The 19370-nt window shown below is 70.8% G+C and carries 20 protein-coding genes; 6 read left to right on the top strand and 14 right to left on the bottom strand.

The window, feature by feature from the left end; translation table 11 throughout:
• Positions 1 to 6 precede the first annotated feature (6 nt).
• From ABH941_RS25920 to ABH941_RS25865, 12 genes are all read right to left on the bottom strand, one after another.
• Positions 7 to 2280, bottom strand: coding sequence for a glycosyltransferase family 4 protein (locus ABH941_RS25920; protein ID WP_370131905.1), 2274 nt, complete (start codon positions 2278 to 2280; stop codon positions 7 to 9).
• Positions 2277 to 3557: a polysaccharide pyruvyl transferase family protein gene (locus ABH941_RS25915; protein WP_370131904.1), complete on the bottom strand. Its 1281-nt coding sequence runs from the start codon at positions 3555 to 3557 to the stop codon at positions 2277 to 2279. The genes ABH941_RS25920 and ABH941_RS25915 overlap by 4 nt, the downstream gene beginning before the upstream one ends.
• Positions 3554 to 4918 (bottom strand): lipopolysaccharide biosynthesis protein, encoded by a 1365-nt coding sequence (locus ABH941_RS25910; protein ID WP_370131902.1) that lies wholly within the window; start codon positions 4916 to 4918, stop codon positions 3554 to 3556. The genes ABH941_RS25915 and ABH941_RS25910 overlap by 4 nt, the downstream gene beginning before the upstream one ends.
• Positions 4911 to 5390: a hypothetical protein gene (locus ABH941_RS25905; protein ID WP_370131901.1), complete on the bottom strand. Its 480-nt coding sequence runs from the start codon at positions 5388 to 5390 to the stop codon at positions 4911 to 4913. The genes ABH941_RS25910 and ABH941_RS25905 overlap by 8 nt, the downstream gene beginning before the upstream one ends.
• On the bottom strand, positions 5387 to 6631 hold the full coding sequence (locus ABH941_RS25900) for a glycosyltransferase family 4 protein (RefSeq protein ID WP_370131900.1): 1245 nt from the start codon (positions 6629 to 6631) through the stop codon (positions 5387 to 5389). Before ABH941_RS25900 ends, ABH941_RS25905 begins: the two co-directional genes overlap by 4 nt.
• The gene (locus ABH941_RS25895) at positions 6628 to 9006 is read right to left on the bottom strand and encodes a DUF2206 domain-containing protein (RefSeq protein ID WP_370131899.1); all 2379 of its coding nucleotides are present in this window, start codon (positions 9004 to 9006) and stop codon (positions 6628 to 6630) included. The genes ABH941_RS25900 and ABH941_RS25895 overlap by 4 nt, the downstream gene beginning before the upstream one ends.
• On the bottom strand, positions 9003 to 10094 hold the full coding sequence (locus ABH941_RS25890) for a glycosyltransferase family 4 protein (RefSeq protein ID WP_370131898.1): 1092 nt from the start codon (positions 10092 to 10094) through the stop codon (positions 9003 to 9005). The genes ABH941_RS25895 and ABH941_RS25890 overlap by 4 nt, the downstream gene beginning before the upstream one ends.
• Positions 10091 to 10843 (bottom strand): polysaccharide deacetylase family protein, encoded by a 753-nt coding sequence (locus ABH941_RS25885; RefSeq protein WP_370131896.1) that lies wholly within the window; start codon positions 10841 to 10843, stop codon positions 10091 to 10093. The genes ABH941_RS25890 and ABH941_RS25885 overlap by 4 nt, the downstream gene beginning before the upstream one ends.
• Entirely contained in the window at positions 10840 to 11379 is a 540-nt protein-coding gene (locus ABH941_RS25880; protein WP_370131895.1) for a hypothetical protein, read from the bottom strand. Before ABH941_RS25880 ends, ABH941_RS25885 begins: the two co-directional genes overlap by 4 nt.
• On the bottom strand, positions 11376 to 12137 hold the full coding sequence (locus tag ABH941_RS25875; RefSeq protein ID WP_370131894.1) for a glycosyltransferase family 2 protein: 762 nt from the start codon (positions 12135 to 12137) through the stop codon (positions 11376 to 11378). The genes ABH941_RS25880 and ABH941_RS25875 overlap by 4 nt, the downstream gene beginning before the upstream one ends.
• Before the next feature lie 554 nt (positions 12138 to 12691).
• The gene (locus ABH941_RS25870; RefSeq protein WP_370131893.1) at positions 12692 to 12859 is read right to left on the bottom strand and encodes a hypothetical protein; all 168 of its coding nucleotides are present in this window, start codon (positions 12857 to 12859) and stop codon (positions 12692 to 12694) included.
• A gap of 14 nt (positions 12860 to 12873) precedes the next feature.
• Positions 12874 to 13230, bottom strand: coding sequence for a PRC-barrel domain-containing protein (locus ABH941_RS25865; RefSeq protein ID WP_134008791.1), 357 nt, complete (start codon positions 13228 to 13230; stop codon positions 12874 to 12876).
• 151 nt (positions 13231 to 13381) lie between these two features.
• Here ABH941_RS25865 and ABH941_RS25860 point away from each other — a divergent pair, with 151 nt between their 5' ends.
• The 4 genes from ABH941_RS25860 (at position 13382) to ABH941_RS25845 (ending at position 15768) form a co-directional block, all read left to right on the top strand.
• Positions 13382 to 13891 carry a DinB family protein gene (locus ABH941_RS25860; protein WP_370132060.1) on the top strand — a complete coding sequence of 170 codons (510 nt, stop codon included), beginning with the start codon at positions 13382 to 13384 and terminating at the stop codon, positions 13889 to 13891.
• A 195-nt stretch (positions 13892 to 14086) separates the two neighbouring features.
• Complete coding sequence (locus ABH941_RS25855; protein WP_370131892.1) at positions 14087 to 14284, top strand: hypothetical protein; 198 nt, start codon at positions 14087 to 14089, stop codon at positions 14282 to 14284.
• 133 nt (positions 14285 to 14417) lie between these two features.
• Entirely contained in the window at positions 14418 to 15263 is an 846-nt protein-coding gene (locus tag ABH941_RS25850) for a DUF2382 domain-containing protein (protein ID WP_370131891.1), read from the top strand.
• Between the two features lie 109 nt (positions 15264 to 15372).
• Positions 15373 to 15768, top strand: coding sequence for a hypothetical protein (locus tag ABH941_RS25845; RefSeq protein ID WP_370131890.1), 396 nt, complete (start codon positions 15373 to 15375; stop codon positions 15766 to 15768).
• Between the two features lie 28 nt (positions 15769 to 15796).
• Here the strand turns inward: ABH941_RS25845 and ABH941_RS25840 are convergent, their stop codons facing one another.
• Positions 15797 to 16267: a winged helix-turn-helix transcriptional regulator gene (locus ABH941_RS25840; RefSeq protein WP_370131889.1), complete on the bottom strand. Its 471-nt coding sequence runs from the start codon at positions 16265 to 16267 to the stop codon at positions 15797 to 15799.
• A gap of 89 nt (positions 16268 to 16356) precedes the next feature.
• On the opposite strand from ABH941_RS25840, the gene ABH941_RS25835 reads away from it, so the two are divergent.
• Positions 16357 to 17868, top strand: a complete 1512-nt coding sequence (locus tag ABH941_RS25835) for an MFS transporter (protein WP_370131888.1) — start codon at positions 16357 to 16359, stop codon at positions 17866 to 17868.
• An 8-nt stretch (positions 17869 to 17876) separates the two neighbouring features.
• Positions 17877 to 18686: an SAM-dependent methyltransferase gene (locus ABH941_RS25830; protein ID WP_370131886.1), complete on the top strand. Its 810-nt coding sequence runs from the start codon at positions 17877 to 17879 to the stop codon at positions 18684 to 18686.
• 48 nt (positions 18687 to 18734) lie between these two features.
• On the opposite strand, the gene ABH941_RS25825 is transcribed toward ABH941_RS25830, so the two are convergent.
• Positions 18735 to 19274: an ATP-binding protein gene (locus ABH941_RS25825; RefSeq protein ID WP_370131884.1), complete on the bottom strand. Its 540-nt coding sequence runs from the start codon at positions 19272 to 19274 to the stop codon at positions 18735 to 18737.
• Positions 19275 to 19370: the final 96 nt, after the last annotated feature.

Below are 19370 nucleotides of genomic sequence, written 5' to 3'. Positions count from 1 at the left end.
GGACGCTCAGCGGAGCAGCGACCGGAACAGCCGGAGGTAACGGTCGGTCAGCGCCGGCCAGGCGTAGCACTCGACCGCCTCCTTGTGGCCGGCCGCTCCCAGGCGGTCGGCCAGATCGGCGTCCTGGAGCAGTCGGCGGCAGGCCCCGGACAACGCGTCGGCGTCATCGGGCGGGACGAGCAGACCGGTGACGTCATGCGTGATGACATGCGGGATGCCGCCCACGTCGGAGCCGACCACGGGCGTTCCGCAGGCCATCGCCTCGGCGAGTGCCATGCCGAAGGACTCCGCCTCCGTACGCGAGGGCAGCACCAGCACGGCCGCGGTCTGCAACTCGGCGACGAGCGCGTCCCCGGTGAGTTCGCCGGTGAACACCACGCGGGCGGCGATGCCGAGCTGCTCGGCGAGTGCGGCATGATCAGTGACCGCGTCCCCGCCCCCCACGAGTCGCAGCCGTGCGTCGGGCAGATCGGCCAGGGACGCGAACGCCCGGAGCAGGACGTCGACGCCCTTCCACGCCGACGAGCGGTCCATGCGCCCGACATAGACGAGAGTCCTCGGACGCGTCGAGGCCGGCGCACCGGGAGTGAACCGGTTGATGTCGACGCCCGGCGTGATCTGCACCGCGCCGGCGCGGCCGAAGGCGAGCGAGACCGGCGAGACGGCGACCAGCGCGCGGGCACGCGAGAACACCCTCGGCAGGGCATGCCGCTCGTAGGCGGCGATCAGCCGGTCGGCGTTCCTGCTCCCCTTGCTCCCCTTGACCATCGAACCGGCGTGGTAGGTGAGCACGGTCGGACGCCGCCCGGCCACGGCGATCGCCAGATCCCCCAGGCCGGGCACCGGTGCGTGGGCGTTGACGAGGTCGACGTCGAAACGACGCAGCCACCGCCGCAGCTGAAACGGCCACAGCGGGCTGACCGGCGTATTCGACAGACGCGCCCAGGTTCCGAGCCGGACGACCGGCACGCCGCAGTCGTCTCCGACCGAGGTCCGCCGCCCCGCCGTGTTCGTCGTGAGGACGACGGCGCGCAGCGTGGGATCGTCGGCGACGGCGTGGGCGACGCGGGCGACGTAGTTCTCGACTCCACCGACCTTCGGCGGATAGTAGGGCGCGACGAGGGCGACCGTGCGTATCCGGCGGTCACCGCCGTCCATGGCACGGTCGAAGATCTCTGCGGTGCGGTCGGACTGGCGCTCCCAGGACAGATCGGCGGCCACGCGTCTGCGGCCGGCCTCGCCGAGGCGCCGCGCGAGCGCGTCGTCACCGAGCACCGAGCCGAGTGCCTCGGTGAAGGCCGTGCTGTCCCCCGGTGCGACCAGCAGGCCGTTGCCGCCGTCCTCGACCAGCGACGGGATTCCGCCGACCCGGGTCGTGACGACCGGGCGCCCGCAGGCCATCGCCTCGACCAGCACGCTGGGGAAGCTGTCGTAGTACGTCGGCAGGGCCAGGACGCGTGCGCGCCGATACGCCGCGGCCAGCTCGTCACCCTCCAGCCGACCGGTGAAGGTCACCTGGCGGGTGAGCCCGAGTCTGGCTGCGAGCGCCTCGTGGTCGGCGGCGGCCGACCCCGAGCCCACCACCTCAAGGTGCACGTCCGGAACCGTCCGCCTGAGCACCGCGACCGATCGAAGCAGGTCGGACAGCCCCTTGTAGGAAGCGCTGCGCTCCAGTGACCCGGCGAAGACGATGCGCGGCTCGACCGGAACCGGACTCACCGTGAAGCGGTCGAGGTCGACGCCGGGTGAGATCGTCGTCGAGCGTCCCGCGAAGAGGTCGGGCAGGTCGGCGGCGACGTAGTCCGACGAGCACACGATCGCGCGCGCCCGACGCGCGGTCCCGGCCAGCAGGGTTCGCTCGTACGCCGCGCACACCAGGTCCGGCAGCATCCGTCCCTTGCGCATCCGGCCGGTGTGGTAGGTGAGCACGAACGGCAGTTCCCCGCAGGCGCGCGCGGCCGCGTCGGCGAAGAGCGGCACCGGCGCGTGCGCGTTGACGAGGTCGACCCGCTCGTCGCCGATGATCCTGCGGAGGCGGCGGCGCCAGTGCAGGCCGAGCGGTGTGTTGGAGGTCTTCACGGGCGCCGCGATTCGGTACACCGGCATGCCGTCGGGGCCGTCGAACCGCCCGGTTTCGGCCCCCCTCGCGGCGGTCGTCGCAATCACGACCCGGTAGCCGTGCCGCGACTGCAGCAGTCGCGCGAGGTGCCAGACGTACTGCTGCACGCCACCGAGGTCGGGGGGGAAGTACGGCGTGGCCAGCAGAACCGTGGCGGTCATGACGCCACCCCGGCCCGGTCCGGTACCTGCTTCGGCAGCAACTCACCGAGCAGCTCCGACAGTTGCTCCGCCTGCGTGATGTACTCCGGCAGCCGCTGACGGAGCGCGGCGGCGTAGTCCTCACGGTCTGCTTCGAGTTGCTCCACCAGCGACCAGAGGCGCTGGTACGTCACGTCGGCGATGGGCAGGACCCACTCCTCCAGGCCGAGGTCGCGCATGATGCCGCGGGTCTTGTGCTCGTACTCGATCGCGACGCAGGGGACACCACTGGTGAGCGAGAAGATCACCGAGTGGAAGCGGGTGCCGATCAGCAGGGCGCACTCACCGTAGAGGCTCTTCAGATCGCGGTAGTCGACGCGTTCGTCGATCCACAGCGGCGGGGTGGTGCAGTAGCCGGCGATGCGGCCCCCGACGACGCGGTCGTCGTCGCCGAGATAGTCCGTGCTCACCTGCGGAATGAGCACGACGCGGGCCCCGTTCGCCTGGATCGAGTCGATCGTCGCGGCGACAGCGCGCTCGTAGCGCTCCTGGGCGGCAGGAGCGAGCCAGCGCCGCGCGGTGACGCCCACCAGGCGCGTTGTGGCGTCGACGCCGAGACGGGCGCGCCATTCCGGGGTCTTCGCGGGGGCGAAGGCGAAACCGGAGTCGACCCCACGACGGATCTGTGCGGCAGGCACACCGCACTCCTCAAGGATGTCGGCGCTGACGTCCTCCCGGACCAGGACGAGCGCAGCGCGACGCAGCACATGGGCGACCAGGCGCCGCTGCGGGGCGGCCGGGAACGGTCCGTACGACTGCGGCGCGAACACGACGGGGACGTCGCGCCGCAGCGCCATCAGGGCCGGGAGCAGAACGAAGAAGACGTTCTGGTAACCGTCGAGACCGGGCCGCGCGTTGAGGTAGCCACCGCCCATCGACACGACCAGGTCCGCTGCGGACACGGCGTCGGTCTCGCGCCGTACCTCGGCGGGCAGGACCGGCCGCAACGCACGGGACAGGAACTGCGGCAGCAACAGGTGCGCCGTGGCGAAAGCGAGCGCCACGAGTCTGCGCGATATTCGCTGCAGCCTGGAGATCGCGGACGCGGAGACATAGCGGCGGATCGACCCGATGTTCTCGGCGGTCTCGAACGAGGGGTGGGTGGCGGCGTCCTCCATCCCCGCGATCTGCACCTGGGCGTCCGGGAACGCATCGCGGATCTGGCGCAGGCAGACCGAGAGCAGCGCTGCGTCACCGGCGTTCTCCCGTACATAGGCGTTGATGACGACAACTTTCATCGGTGGTCCTCCTCCATCAGAACGGGCTCGGGCTCGGGCAGTCGGCCCGTGGACGGGGTTGCGGCGCGCCCGCCGAACAGCGCCAGGGCGGCGTAGGCACCGGACGCGAGGTTGCCGATGTCCCAGGCCCAGCCCATCCAGACGAGTCCGCGGGACGCCCACAGGACGGCGAGGCCGATGGTGACCACGGCGTAGACGACGTTGCTGACGATGAGATGCGTCATCCGTCGGGCCAGCTTGAGCGCGAAGCTCGCCCAGGTGTTCAGCGCGACGGCGAGCGCACCGAGGGACAGCACCACGAGCAGCGGTTGCGCTCGGACCCCGTAACTGCCCCCGAACAGTTGCAGCAGGAGACCGCTGCCGGCCGCCATCACTGCCGCGGCGGGTGCCTGGACCGCTGCGACGACCGCTGCCGACCGTCGCAGCAGCTCCCCGAAACGTGACTCGTCGTACGACACCTCGGCGAACACCGCCTCCCCGATGGCATACGAGACCGAGTTGAGCAGGTTCGCCATCTGGAACGCGATGAAGTAGTAGCCGGCCGCGTCCGCTCCGAGCCGCTGCAGCACGACCATCGGGATCGCCATGATCGGTGCGAGGTTGAGGATGCTGGAGACATGGCTCGCGGCGGAGTAGCCCATCTGCTCGACCAGCGGAGTGCGACGAGGACGGAAGTCGAAGCGGAAGCCGAGCTTGCGCCACATGAAGAACAACGACGCGAGCACCGCCACGACGTAGCCGCCCCCGGTCGCTCCGAGGATGCCGAACGCCCCCAGATCCAGCAGGGCGAGCGGCAGCGCCAGCTTGGTCAGTCCCTGGATGAATCCGTCGACGAGCACGTTGTACTGCGGCACGCGTTCGCCGACGAAGACGGCGTCGGTCAGCAGGTTGAGAGCCGCGAACACGCAGATCCCGACGAACGCCACCGATGTCAGCGGGTCGTCCCGGACGAACAGCAGCTTCTGCCCGTACCACGGCAGGCCGAGGAGGTAGAGCGACCCGACGGCGCAAGCGGCCACGGCGACCAGGCCGATCGCCTGCGTGATCTGCGCGTTGCGGGCACCCGGAGCCGCAGGGAAGCGGATGAGTGTGCTGTTGAGCCCGAAGAGGCTGAGGTACGCGATCAGGGACGTGGCGGAGATCAGCGATGTCGCCACGCCCACCTGCGCAGGCGTGTAGAACCGGGCGACCACGACCCAGAAGAGGAAACCCAGGGCAGCCATCGTCGCCGTCGACGACATCAGGAAGAACGAGTTGCGTACCACCTGGTCCTGGGGCCGGGCGTGGTGGACGCCCGCCGAGCTGCGGGGGACGCGCTCGACGCCCCGGGCACGCCGCACCCCCCTGATACCGCTACCCATGAGGCAGCGCTCCGGTCGCCCGGCCGGCCGTCGCCGCACGGGTTCGCAGCGCGAGCAGGGCGGCGGCGGACGCCGCGAAGCACCAGACCGCTGTCGTGCCCTCGGTCGGAAAGTCGGTGAAGTGGGTCAGCTGCCGCGCGGTGGTCACCGGGTGCGTGATCGAGTTGGCGCAGAGATACGCCCACACCAGCAGGGTGTAGACGACGATCGTCCGCAGCGCCGCGTCGACCGGACCGCGACGGCGTTCCCGGCGCACCCACATCGTGCCGGTGCCGAGCTGCAGTGCGAACGACGCCAGCGCGGACACCAGGAAGCAGCAGGCTCCGAAGGTGTCACGGCGCAGCGGCAGCGGCGAGGCGATCGACAGGGCGAGGTCCTGCAACCGGAAGACCGCCACGGCCGCGACGTACAGCCAGCCGAGCAGGCCATGGACCAGCGCCACTTCGAGCGCCGACCGGCGAAGCCCCCTCACCTCGCCTCCGCCGGGGTACGCTCCCGGTCGCCCGGTCCTGCCGGGGTTGTCTGCGGGACCCCACCCAGGACATCGCCGTAGAGCCGGAGCAGAGCGTTCGCGTGCTCCTCCCAGGCGAAGCCCGCGACGGCGTACCGCCGCGAGTAGTCGCCCGCGCGTCCACGTGCCCGCAGGTCTCCGGCGAGTGCCGTCAGTGCCCCGCGCACTGCCTCGACGTCCCGCGGCAGCAGCGTGACGTGGTCCCGGTCCAGCTCGTACGGGGCGTAGCCGGGGTCGTCGGTGGTGACGACGGGAAGCCCCGACGCCATGGCTTCCTGGACGGTCAGCGGAAAGCCCTCGGCCGTGGACGGCAGCGCGAACACATCGCAGGCGCGGTACACCTCGGCCAGCGCGTCGGGCGGCAGCGCGCCCAGGTGGTGCACGCCGGGGCGGTCCTCCTCGGCGCGGCCCTCGTGGCCGTCCCCGACGAACACGACGTCGAACCCGGGGCCGGCCGCGGTTCCGGCTGCGGACTCAGCCGCCGCGAGGAGCAGGTCGTAGCCCTTCTTCGGCACCAGTCTGCCGACGAAGAGGACGAGGACGCGGTCCTTCGGCAGCGCGAAGCGCTCCCGCGCGCGATCGCGGTCCGCGCCGGAACCCGCGGGGTGGAACAGCTCGGTGTCCACCCCGTTCGCGAAGTGGCACACGGTCTCCGGGCGCGCGCCCTGCTCGACCGCGAAGGCCGCCACCGCGCTGTTGAGCACCAGGACCCGGCCGGCGCGACGCAGGAGCCCGCGCCCCGCCACGGCGTAGACGGCCCGCTGCACCCCGCGAACCAGCGCGGACGGATGCTCCACCAGGGCGATGTGCTGCGTGAGGACGTGCGGCGTGCGGGTGGCCGCGCCGGCGAGTCCGGCGGCCCATGACGTCATGTACAGGCAGTCGTGCACATGCACGACGTCCGCCCAGCGCGCCCAGCGCAGTGCGGCGAACAGCAGCCGCGGCGACAGGACGGGAAAGGGAACGCTCGCACGCTCCTCCGCGCCGTTCCACGCCGCGACGCGGACGACGCGCACACCGGGCGCGTCCGACCCGTCGTCCGTCCCGCTACGCGACCCGCTGGTCAGCACCGTGACCTCGGCGCCCCGGCGCGCGAGGTGGAGGGCCTCGTGCCGCACGACGTTCTCGATCCCACCCACGTGCGGTGGGTAGTAGTGACAGACGAGCAGCACGCGCAGGGGACGCTCTGGCGGTGTCCTCATCGGTAGATCTCCGCTCCCTCACTGCTGTAGAGCTCGTTCTTGGTCGCATCCAGGAATGCGACAGGATAGCGATAGGTCACCAGGTCGCCCTGGTAGAAGGTGGTCGCCTCGCCCTTCTGCACCGTCGTCGTGCCGAGGAAGACGTACGAGCGCGCCCCGACCAGCGTCGGGTAGATGTCGTCCTGCGCGCGTCCGCGGATCAGTGTCTGCAGCCGGCCGAAGGTGTAGCGGTCGGTCTGGACCTCCGAGTGGACGTTCGCGAGCTCGTCGGCCGACGTACGGCTGTCCAGCCACGCGATCGCCGTGCGCTCCTCGGGGTGGACGTAGTAGATGTCGTAGTACTGCCCGGAGTTGTCGAGATTCAGCTGCGCCGGGTAACCCCCGAGCACCTGCGGGACCGCACCGGTGAGGTCGAGGAAGAACGCCAGCGCCAGCGAGCACGCGACCGGCGCCGCGAGTCGCCCGGCCCACCGGCACACCCACATCGACCCGGCCACGACGAACGGGGCGAAGACGAACAGTCCCTGCTGGAACGCCCGCAGCACGCCGTAGTCGACCGAGAGCTGCGGCAGGACCGTGAGCAGTCCGATGACGACCAGCATCCCGACGGTCAGTGTCACCTGGTCACGTGACGGCCGGAACGCCCGGCGCCGGCCCAGGACCGTCGTGGCGACGCCGAGCAGCAGCAGCAGCTGCAGCAGTCGCGCGGCGGTCTGGCGGACGAAGCCGTTGGCCGCCGTCACATCGATGCCGTGCCGCTGCAGCGTACGGCCGATCAGCGTGAGCGGAAGGTCCTGCTGCTGCACGACCGGCGTGGCATAGGCGTCGATGACGTTCAGCGACGCATAGCCACCGGCCGCCCGTGCTGTCGTGGTCTGGCTCACGGTATCGGCGCGGTACTCGCTCAACCGCTGCGCCGGACTGACCGCCGTCCCGCCGAACAGGCTGTACGACGTGTCGGACGACCCGCTCACCGACTGTCCGCCCAGAAGTCCCTGCACCGTCTTGGAGAGGGTGCTGTGCAACTGACCGGTCGTATGGGTGACGGGGCCGGTCCAGAGGACGGCCGCAGCCGCCGTCGCCGCCAGCATCCACCAGGTCACGAAACCCCGCACCGCCGGGCGTTCTCCGCTCCCCGCCGCGCGGGACCGGGCCCTGCGCCGGGGCATCAGCGAAGCCTGCCGTCGGAGCAGCCGCCAGCCGAGATCTGTGCAGAACGCCAGCCCGAGGACCGCCATGACGACGTAGGTGGTCGAGTAGTGCGAGAGCACGATGCCGGCGAGCAGGACCGTGACCATGACCTGACGGCTTCTCAGCGGGCGGGCGGTGTCGGTGATGACGACCATCGTGCAACCGAGCAGGACGAAGGCGATCTCCTGGCGTCCCAGGAAGGTCATGTCGGTGAAGAAGGTCGGGAACGCCATGAAGTAGACCGCCGACAGCAGCGCCACCAACTGGGGCGCCACATTGCGCACCGAGCGGTAGACGAGCACCGGGGCGAGTGCGAAGAACAGCGGGAGCAGCACCTTGAAGACGTACGTGCCGGGGATGCCGGTGAGCCGGGCCAGCGACGTCGGCAGCAGGGTGATGCTCAGGCAGGCGTTGTACGGGTCCTGGAAGGCCGCGATGGACCAGTGGTCGGCCGTGGCCGTCAACTGGAAGACCTCGTACTCCCGTTGGATGTCGTGCCCGGTGATGTACCAACCACGCAGCGAGGTGAGCAGCAGCAGCGCCGCTGCCGCGCAGAACAGGCCGAGTTCCAGCACGGCCGTCGGGTAGTGGCGGCGACGCGCCACCAGGAGCGCGAGCAGTGCCGCGTTGCTGACGAGAGCCACGACGCCGACGGCCGAGCCCAGTTGGTTGTTCAGCCGGATCGCGCCCGCGACCGACAGAGCGAGCGTGACAGCACCGGAGGCCGACACCGCGACCAGGCCCGGGGGCGCGGAGAGGAAGGCAGCGGAGAAGAAGGCATCAGCGCGCCACCGCGCGGGACCGGGCAGGCTTTCGGACGAGCGAGACGGCAGGGGAGCCACAAGGGCGAGAACCAGAAGGGCCAGTACCGAGGCGCCCAGGAGCGGCCCCCGGGCGAGCGGGTGGGCCACCCCGGCGAGCGGCAGGACGGTGTTCACGACCAGCGCGACGACGATGTCGGTGATGATGCCCAGACCGACGGCGAGCAGCACGCACCCGTCCCGCGTGGACACCGCGCGGGAAGCGGCTCCGAACCACAACACCGTCGGCGCACCGACGAGGAGCCAGAGGCCGGCGAGCGCAACCAGTGCGGCGGGGACCCCGGGCAGCAACTCGATCACACCGGCGAGCACAACGGCGCCGAGGACCGCGCGACGGCTCTCCAGCCGGCTGCGGGCGGTCATGCGAGAGCCTCGGCGTAGACGTCCTCGACCCGACGGACGACCGCGTCCCAGGAGTAGGCACGTGCGGCCTCAGCGCTACGCCGCCCCAGGCGCAGGCGCAGTTCGGGATCGCCGGCGACCGCGTCGATCGCGGCCGCGAGCGCGGCGGGATCGGGCGCGGCGAGCAGCCCGACATCGCCGAGCAGTTCGGTGTTGCCCGGTACGTCCGTCGCCACGATCGGGAGGGCGGCCGCCATCGCCTCCAGAGCGACCAGCGGCATGCCCTCCTTCTCCGACGGCAGCACGAACGCGTCGGCCTCGGCATACGCACGGACGAGATCCGGACCGAGACGCTGTCCGGCGAAGGTGACCCCGGTGAGGCCGAGCTGGGCCGCCCGCGCCTGCAACAGCGCTCGTTGCTCGCCGTCGCCGACGATGGTCAGGTGGACGGGTTGGCGCACCAGTCCCATCGCCTCCAGGAGCCGTCCGACGTTCTTCTGCGGGCTGAGCCGTCCGACGTAGAGCAGGCGCAGCGGACGGTCCGTCACCTCCCGTACCGGCATGAAGTAGGCGGGACCGACCCCGTTGGGCACGATGAAGGTGCGGTCGGCGCGGACGCCGTACGTCTCCTGCACGAAGACGGCCTGAGCCTCGGTCAGCACGACGACTGCGGCGGCATCCCGCAGCACGCGCCCGAAGACGTGCTTCTTGTAGGACGGCAGCAGCCAGCCGAGCCGGCCGGAGGCGTCGACGTCGAGATGGAAGTGCAGCACGAAGCGCTGCCCCCGGGCCCGTGCCGCGAGGGCGACGAGCTCGGGCAGCAGGGCGTGCGCACAGTGCAGGTGCAGCACCGAGGTCCGCGGTGACCGCAGCAGCGACATCAGCAGCCCGGGGGCGAGCGGTGTGTGCGCGAGCTCCACCGCGCGGTGCCGCCGGACGGTCACCCCATCGGCTCGCGAGCACCGCGGTTCCGTGCCCGAGCCGATGGTCGTCGTGACGACCCGGACGTCGTGGCGGTCGCCGAGCCCGGCCGCCAGACTCTCCACGACGCGCTCCAGTCCCCCGAGATGCGGCGGGTAGTACGGCGTGATCTGCAGGATCGTGCTCATCGGACCGCCAGGTCGAGGAGGTCGCGGTTGGGGACGTAGGCGACGTCGGGCCGGCCTGAGACATGGTCGAGGACCCGCTCCAGCCGGTACCAGTCGCGCCTCGCGTCAACCTCCCAGCTGTGACCCCAGAGATGGAACACCCCGCCGTTCTTGAGGCACAACTCGAACCACCTGAACGCGAGTTCGTCCCAGCGCAGAAACAGCTTGGCGGCGGCCCACGGCCGCAGCCGCGCCAGGCGCAGGGCGAGCGGTCCGTCCACCCGGTGGGCGTAGGCATTGACCGTCGTGTCCGTCTCCAGCGGCGCCCCGGGGACGAGCGTGCTGCGTCGGACCGTGCGCGCGAGCGTGAAGCCGACCTCACCGGCGAGTCCGACATGGGTCGGCGTGTACTCGCCGCGGGGGTAGCAGAAGCTGGTCACCTCCGTTCCGACGATCTCTTCGAGCTCCGCCTTGCCGGCGCGCATCTCCTCACGGGCCTCCGCGTCGGACAGCAACGGCAGCCGCTGGTGGGTCAGTGTGTGGCCGCCGATCTCGAAGCGCTCGGCCAGCTCGCGGATCCCGCTGGAGGGGAGGCGGTCCGCGGGGTCCAGCTCAAGGTTGCGTGGCGCGATGTAGAACGTTCCGGCGATGCCGTACTTGTCGAGCAGCGCGGCAAGGCGGGGGTCGAGCCGGTGCCCGTCGTCCCAACTCGTCGTGACGACGGTGCGCGGACGCCCGTCGGGAGCTGCCGGAGTCGGTGTGGCGGTCATGGTGTGCCCTTGCTCGTGGGGAGCGACGAACTCCCGAGGCGGAAGTGCAGCTTCTGGGTGTGGCCGAGCAGTTCGACGTGGACGACGAAGGCCCCCCGGGGCGGCGCGAGGCGCACGACGGTCGACACCGGCACGTCGGGCTGCGGGACCAGCGTGGTGGTGGTCGACGCTGTGACGCGACCGTCGGAACCCTCCAGCCACACCTTGACCGAGTACGTCCCGGTGCCGGTGCCGTGGTCGACGAGCGAGACCGGAACCACCGCGAGGGCGTGCTCGATGCTCGGCGCACGGGTGAAGTACAGCTCGGTGTAAGGGCTCGGCAGCCGCGTGAACGACGCGCGCAACTGCTGCCGCACGGCCGGTGTCGACCACGCGGCAATCGCGACGACCACCGCGGTCAGCAGCACCGCGATCATCCGGACACCGACCGACGCACGGCTGTGCCCGCCGCGCCGGAGGCGCGGTGGCACGTTGTCGGTCGGCCCCGACGGCTGCTCCGTGTTCGTCCCGAGGTCGTCGTCGAGCATCGGGCTCATACGGCGCCGATCTCCTCGGCCTGCAACGGACCGACCCCCTCGGCGAAGCCGACGACGATGGACGGCACCACAGGTCTCGTCGGCCGGAGGCGGTGCTCGAAGAGCTGGCGAAGGTTCCGTATCCCGTCGGACACCGCGTTCAACTTCACCTCCCCGCCGCGCTTGCGGTACTCGATCGGTGCCTCCAGGTATCGGTAGCCCGCCGTCGTCGCCGCGTTCTTGATCTCCTGCGAGAAGGCCATGCCGGTCGAGCGGACGTCGAGGCGCTCCCAGACATGGCGCTGGAAGATCCACATGCCTGACTGCGAGTCACGCAGCCCGTTGCGGAACAGCGTACGGCTGACCGCGCTGAGGATGTGGTTGGCGAGCGAATGCGAGGGCTTCATCGCCTTGTTGCTGCGGGAGAGGCGGTTCGTCGTCATGAACTCGACGTTGCTGGCAACCAGGGTTCTCAACAGCTGCGGCAGCGCGTCGAAGGGGTACGTGCAGTCGGCGTCACCGGTGGCGATCACGTCGCCGGTCGCCGCCGCGAACCCCGCGTGGTAGGCGTTGCCGTAGCCGCGCTCGGGCTGCTGGACCACCCGGGCGCCGAGCGAGCGGGCGACGTCTCCGGTGCCGTCGGTCGACCCGTTGTCGACGATGATGACCTCGGCCTCCCAGCCCTCGGCCGCGAGTTCGGCCACGGGGATGGCCGCCATGACCGGCGGCAGGTTGGGTGCTTCGTTGAGTGCGGGAATGACGATCGACAGCGTGTTCATCTTGAACCCCCTCTATGGCTTGTAAAAACGACGTCCTGAGAAACAGCTCCGTAACACGGAGCCGTTCTGGCCGTGCCTGAGATGCAGCCCTACGTAAAGGCTTCATTTCGCAGTAATTACATGACCTTCACTCGCCACCTAGGGGCGTAACAGCGATGCACATAGGCGAAATACCCAGGAAACAATTCGGCCGTACCCCCGCCCCCCAGGCGTTCGAGCTGTATTCCGGTCCGCACAACGATGCAGATCGGGCGCAGGACCGATGCTGGCGGCTCATGCGGATGGAGATAACGTCTTTTTGGTTAGCGTTACTCATCCGTTATTGCACAGAGGGCCAGACTCGCATCGGATTGACCATTGTCATGGACACCCTTTACCATCCGGAAAGGGGCGGTCGGCTCCCATCGCCGTCCCATCCCCCGGCGTCCACACAGGGGGGTTCGGCGCAGAGATGCAAATTTCGCACTGCCGACCGCAAAACAGACGAATGCCAGGGCGAATGAGGTCGCCCTGGCAAGCCGGTGGGTCGGCTTTCGAATGTGACGGACCAGCCGTTACCGCGCCGGCCGACGGTGGTGCCGTGCCCAGCGCATCGCGCCCCAGACCAGGTCGGCGGCCAGCAGCAGGCAGCCGATGACCAGCAGGTAGAGCAGCCCCTTCACGGCGAAGCCGATGATGCCCAGCACGATCGCGATGATCACGACCAACAGGAAGAATGCCATGTCCGCGTGCCTCCTCAGCCGCGGGCGAGCTGCCGCTCGCCGTCCGTGCCGGGCTGGTAGGTGAGTTCGTAGTGGTCGAAGATCGCCTTCTCGTCCTCGGCGGCCAGGACGTCGTCGGTCCCCATCGAGGGCGCGCTCTTCACCAGGCTCTTGGTGTAGGGGACCCTGACGTACTCGGGGCCCACCACGGCCTCGGCCAGCGGGACGAAGACCAGCCGGCGCCGGGACGGCAGCCCGATCAGCACCGTCGCCATGGCCGGCTGGTCCGTACGGGTGTCGACATAGACCGCCTCCAGCGAGCCGATGCGGTGCCCTGTCGCGTCGACCACGTCATGGGTGCGCCACTCTCGGATGTCCCCGACCTCGATCACTGGACTTCCTCTCCGAACTCTCGGTGCCGCCGCGTCCGATGTACTGGTCCGACGTAGTCTGTGTCTGCTCTGTATCTGCCCCCGGTCCGCCCCGCGCACGCCCCGAGGGCGCGACCGGCCGTCGCTTCGAGAGGACCACTCGATCATGGCTGTGACAAGCACCGATGTGCTCACCGACGCCTTCGACCGGATCAGCGGGCTGGTGGGCGACGTGCTCCAGGACCTCAGCGGAGACGACCTGGTCGCGCGGGTCGGCCCGGACGCCAACTCGATCGGCTGGCTGGTCTGGCACCTGACCCGGGTCCAGGACGACCACATCGCCGCGGCGGCCGGTCTGGAGCAGGTCTGGATCGCCGACGGCTGGCAGCAGCGCTTCGGCCTCCCCTACCCGCCGAAGGCCATCGGCTACGGCCAGTCCAGCGCGGAGGTGGGCACGTTCCAGGGCGTGTCGGCGAGCCTGCTGCAGCAGTACCACCGCGCGGTCCACGAGCAGACCCTGGGCTTCCTCAAGGGCCTGTCCGAGGGCGACCTGGACCGGGTGGTGGACCCCTCGTACCGTCCGCCGGTCACCCTGGCGGTCCGGCTGGTCAGCATCGTCTCCGACGATCTGCAGCACGTGGGCCAGGCAGCCTTCGTCCGGGGACTGCTGCGGCGGCGCTGACGCCGCTCCGGGTGACGTACCGTCGGATGTGTCACGCCGTTCGCGGCGGGCAGGGGCCTTGGGGGCCTCGGCGAAGCCGAAGCCGAATCCGTCCGGCAGGGGCCGACACCGTCCGGCAGGGGGTAGTGGAACATGCACGCAGGGAAGCTCTGGCGATTCCGGTCACGAACGGCGCGGAGGGAACCGGAGCCGGCCGTGCGCTACGGGATCCCCCAGGTGACGCCGGCGCACCCGGTGGCGGGCCTGGACCATGCCCTGGCGCAGGCGACCGCGCTGCTGTCCCGGGCCCGCTCGGCCCGGGACTGGGCCGAGGTGCAGCGACTGCTGGGGTGGATAGACACACACCTGGACCAACGGCTCCGGCTCACCAGACCGCCGGCGCCCACGCCCTGAGTGACGACTCCCTCACCCCGAGTTGCGGGTCCGGAGGGTCGGGGGCACCGTCGAGGCGTGGCGTCCGTCTGTCGCTGTCCGCTTTCCGGCGTGGCCGCCGCACCACCCCCCTCACCCCTCCGTGGAGGTAGTTGTGAGTACGACGCTCGACCCGGCCCGTGTGATCGGGCACAAGGTCCTCGACGCCGACGGCCACAAGATCGGGCAGGCGGACGAGGTGTACCTGGACGACAGCACCGGCACCCCGCAGTGGGTCACCGTCAAGGGCGGACGCTTCGGCGGCAAGGGCCACTTCGCCCCGCTGGGCGGCGCCGTCCTGGTGAACGACGATGTGCGGCTCGCCTACGCCAAGGCACAGGTCGACAGCGCACCGGAGCTGGAGACCGGACGGCATCTCTCGGTGGAGGAGGAGCTCACCCTCTACCAGCACTACGGGCTGGGACAGCCGGAGCACAGCATGACGGGCATGAACAACATGACCGGCATGAACCGCGTGACCGTCATGGACGGGCCGACCGGCATGGACCGGACGACCGGCATGACTGGCGCCATGGACGCCGCCGCCGCCCCGATGGGCACCGGCGAGCGCGACGGCAGGGTGATGACCCGGTACGAGGAGCGCCTGCACGTGGGCACCGAGCGGGTCGAGGCCGGCCAGGCCCGGCTCCGCAAGACCGTGACCACCGAACAGGTCCAGCGGATCGTGCCGCTCGCCCACCAGGAGATCCGGGTCGAGCGGGAGCCGATCCCCGAGGGCGAGCACGGCACCACGACGAGCACCGCCGACTTCACCGAGGCCGACCTGGACGTGACGCTCTACGAGGAGCGCGCCGTGGTCACCAAGGAGATCGTCGCCGTCGAACGGGTGCGGCTGACGGTCGAGGAGGTCACCGAGCAGGTGACCGTGCACGAGGAGGTCCGCACCGAGCGGATCGACCTCGTCGGCGACTCCCGGGAGGACCCGAAGAACCGCATGTGACCGGGACGACCACCGCTCCCGCCCGCGTGCGACCCGTCGCACCGGCGCGGGAGCGGCGTCTGCGCGAGGCCGGGCCGATGCCGGGCTCAGGCTGGGGCCAAGGAGAGACATGGACGACTTCGCCGTACCGACCCCGCAGGACCAGGTCTCGCTCTACCTGGAGGCCCTCGAACTGCAGATGGACCCCGACCAGTTCCGGGTTCTCGGCGCCCTGCTGGAGGGCGCCGGGCAGCTGTACAAGTTCGGCCTCGAGCAGGTCGACACCGCCGTCGACGACGCGGACGAGGAGTTCCTCACCGAGGACGTGATGGAGGAGTTCCTGGTCATCGTGGGCATGCTCACCACCGGGCGGATGGACCAGCAGGTCGTGGACATCGGCGGCGGCATCGTCACGGTGGTGACCCAGGACGTCGCCACCGACCCGGCGCGGATGCATGAGCTCCGCACCTGGGCCGCCCAGCAGCGGGCACTGCGCGACGCCGACGGCTCGGCCCCGGACGCCTGACGGCGGGCGCGGCGGGGCTCAGCGGGGCTCAGCCGGTCGGTTCGGGGCTGATCCGCAGGGTCTCCCGGTCGACGTGCTCTCCGCAGTGGTGGCAGACGCTGTCCACCTCCAGCGGGTGGCCGCAGTCATGGGCGAACTCGGCTGTGCCGCCCGGACCCCACTTCTGCCCCCACTGGGCCAGTGCCAGCAGGATCGGCCCGACCTCCGCGCCCGCCGCGGTGAGGTGGTACTCGTGACGCGGCGGATGCTCGGAGTACTGGCGGCGTTCGACCACGCCGGCCGCCTCCAGCTTGCGCAGCCGGTCGGCCAGGATGTCGCGCGAGGCCCCGGTGAACCTGGTGATCTGCTCGAAACGGTGCAGCCCGTAGCGCATCTCGCGGATCGCCAGCAGCGTCCAGCGCTCCCCCAGCAGCTCCAGCGACGCAGCGACGGGGCAGGGGCGCGGCCTGGGCGTCCGGTCGGCCATGGTGTCCATCCCGACCATCGTGTCGATGTCCATACGACCCACTCTAGTCAGTTGTGGTTTCCAACGCACGGGGCTAGGGTCAGGAGTCCGTAGGAAATCCAAACTGACTCCATGGAGCCGCCATGTCCGCCACCGATCCGACCGCGCGCGGACTGGCGGAACCACCGCCCGGGGCCGAACACGGGGCCGAACCCGATGCCCCCGAGGACCCTGCGGCCCGTAGACACGCCCTGCGGGTGCTGGCGCTCGGCAGTCTGGGGGTGTTCGTGGTCTTCCTCGACACCACGATCGTCAACATCGCCTTCCCGACCATCAGCCGCAGCTTCCACACCGGCTCCGCGCAGCTGTCCTGGGTGCTGAACGCCTACAGCCTGGTCTTCGCCGCGGTGCTGATACCGGCAGGACGTCTGGCCGACCGCTACGGGCGCAAGCGGGTGTTCCTGACCGGGATGCTCGGATTCGCCCTGATGAGCGGGGTCTGCGGGCTGGCGCCCGGCATCGGCCTGCTGATCGCGGCCCGGGCCCTGCAGGCCGTGTTCGCCGCCCTGGTGGTACCGACCTCGCTGGCGCTGATCCTGCCCGAGTTCAGCGCCGCCCGGCGCCATGTCGCCGTCGGCACCTGGGGCGCCATGGGAGCCGCAGCCGCGGCGCTCGGACCCACCCTCGGCGCGCTGCTCACCGAGTACGCCTCCTGGCGCTGGATCTTCCTGGTCAACGTGCCGATCTGCGTGCTCGTCGCGGTCCTCGGCCGTCGGCTGCTGCCGGAGAGCCGCGATCCCGCCGCCAGCGGCATCCCCGACCCGCTCGGCGTGCTCCTCGTCGCCGGCGCACCGGCGATGCTGAGCCTGGCCATCGTCGAGGGCCCGGACTGGGGCTGGTCCGACCCCCGGGTGCTGGGCGCCTTCGCGCTGTCCGCCGTGCTGCTCGCGGCGTTCCTGCGGCGCTCGGCCACCGCCGCCCAGCCGGTCCTGGACCTGTCGCTGTTCCGGGAGCACCAGTTCCGGGTGGTCAATGCCGCCACCCTGCTCTTCGCGACCGCCTTCTACGGGATGCTGCTGGCCAATGTGATCTTCCTGCAGACCGTCTGGCACTACTCCGTGCTGCGCTCCGCGCTCGCCAGCGCCCTCGGACCGATGCTGGTCACCCTGATCGCGCGGACCTCCAGCCGGATCGCGGCGCGCAGCGGACACCGCCCGGTGCTGCTGGCCGGGTCGGTCGCCTGGGTGCTCGCCGCCGCCGGATTCGCCACGGCCGCCGGGGGTTCGCCGCACTGGCTCACCCACTGGCTGCCGTGGACGCTGCTGATGGGGCTGGCGATCGGGCTGACCCTGCCGGTCCAGTCGGGCGCCGCGGTCAAGCATCTGCCGCCGGAGCGCTTCGCCATCGGATCGGCCGTCAACTCCAGCTTCCGGCAGCTCGGCGCCGTGCTCGGGATCAGCATCTTCGTCGCCGTCCTCGGCACCCCGGCGCCGGCCGCCGCCGTCAGCGCGTTCGACCACGTCTGGTGGGTCTTCGCCGGCCTCGGACTGGCCGCCGGACTGGTCCAACTCCTGCCCGCGCGAACGCCGGTGACCCTGCCTGAAGTGCCGTCCTCCGCCCCTACACTGGAGGCCACACCCCCGCGGAGCGCCTGAAGGATGCGATGACCGACCAGACCTGGATCCCGGTGGACGTGGACACCGGGCGGCCCAGCATCGCGCGCATCTACGACTTCCATCTCGGCGGGAGCCACAACCTTCCGGTCGACCGCGCGGCCGCCCGCGAGGTGGTCGCGATGATGCCGGAACTGCCCGCCATCCTGCGGGCGAACCGGGCCTTTCTGATCCGGTGCGTGGAGTACCTGGCCGGACGGGGCGTCAGGAGCTTCCTGGACCTGGGCTCCGGCATCCCGACCGAGGGGAACGTCCATGAGATCGCCCAGGCGGTCAACCCGCAGGCCCAGGTGGTCTACGTGGACAACGACCCGGTCGCGGTGGAGCACAGCCGTCGGATACTGCTGGGCAACGACCTCGCCGTGGCCGTCGACGGGGACCTCCGCGACGCGGTGTCGATCCTGACCGACCCCGAGGTCGACCGGCTGATGCTGGGCCCCGGCGAGCCTGTCGCGGTGCTGATGAGCGCCGTGCTGCACTTCGTCCCCGACGACGCCGAGGCGGCCGACCTGGTCGCGGCCTACCGCGACGCGATCCCGTCCGGCAGCTACCTGACGGTGTCGCACGCGAGCCTCCACGAGGAGTCCGCCGCCCGGATCGGACGGGCGGCGGAGAAGTACTCCCGCCAGGTCGCGCCGATGAAGGTGCGGTCCCGGGAACAGGTCGCCGACCTGCTGAAAGGCTTCGAGATCTTGGCGCCCGGCGTGGTCTACTGCGAGCAGTGGCGACCCGGCCCCGACGACGACCCCGCGCCGGTCTACCCGCTGCCCCAGGCCTGCGCGGTGGCCCGCAAGCCCTGACCGGCCCTGCTCACGCGGCTTCTCCTCGGGATGTCCAGGTGCAAAGGCTCACCGACACGGGTTCACGCGGGGGTACGGGGAGTCGCCCCCCGGAGAATCGGAGTACAGCTCCAGTTCCACCTGGATCCGCTTGCCGCCGGCCTGGCGCTCGACCTCGAAGCGGCGGCACAGCGCCAGTACGATCTCCAGTCCGTGCCGCCCGATCCGGACCGGGTCGGTCTCGCTGGGGACGGGCAGGGCCGGCTGGGTGTCCCACAGGGTGACCCGCAGGCTCCCCTGATCCAGGACGCCGTCGTCGAGTTCCAGGTCCAGCAGGCAGGGCCCCGGCGCGTACTTGGCGGCGTTGGTCACCAGCTCGCTGACCACCAGCCGGGCGTCCTCCAGCAGCACGGCGGTGACGGCGACCCCGTGCTCCGACTGCGCGCGGGCCAGGAAGTCCGTGACGAAACCGCGGGCCGCGCCGACGGTGCCGGGCCTGCCGTCGTAGGTCGCGCCCGCGGTGAGCCCGGCCCGGCGCGGCCACGCCCCGCCCCGGGCCTGCCGCACCTCGCGCGCCCGCTGCCGTTCCCACGCCTGCTGGGCTTCCATCGGCCGCCTGCCTCTCCGTACCACCCGCCGGTCCGCCCGTGAGCGGCGGGCGACAGCCGCACGTCTACCCGCGTCATCCCCGTCCAATCCGGTCCG

This window comes from Streptacidiphilus sp. EB103A, from assembly GCF_041261405.1.
Lineage (GTDB): Bacteria > Actinomycetota > Actinomycetes > Streptomycetales > Streptomycetaceae > Streptacidiphilus.
This window is presented reverse-complemented; position numbering and strand designations above follow the sequence as displayed.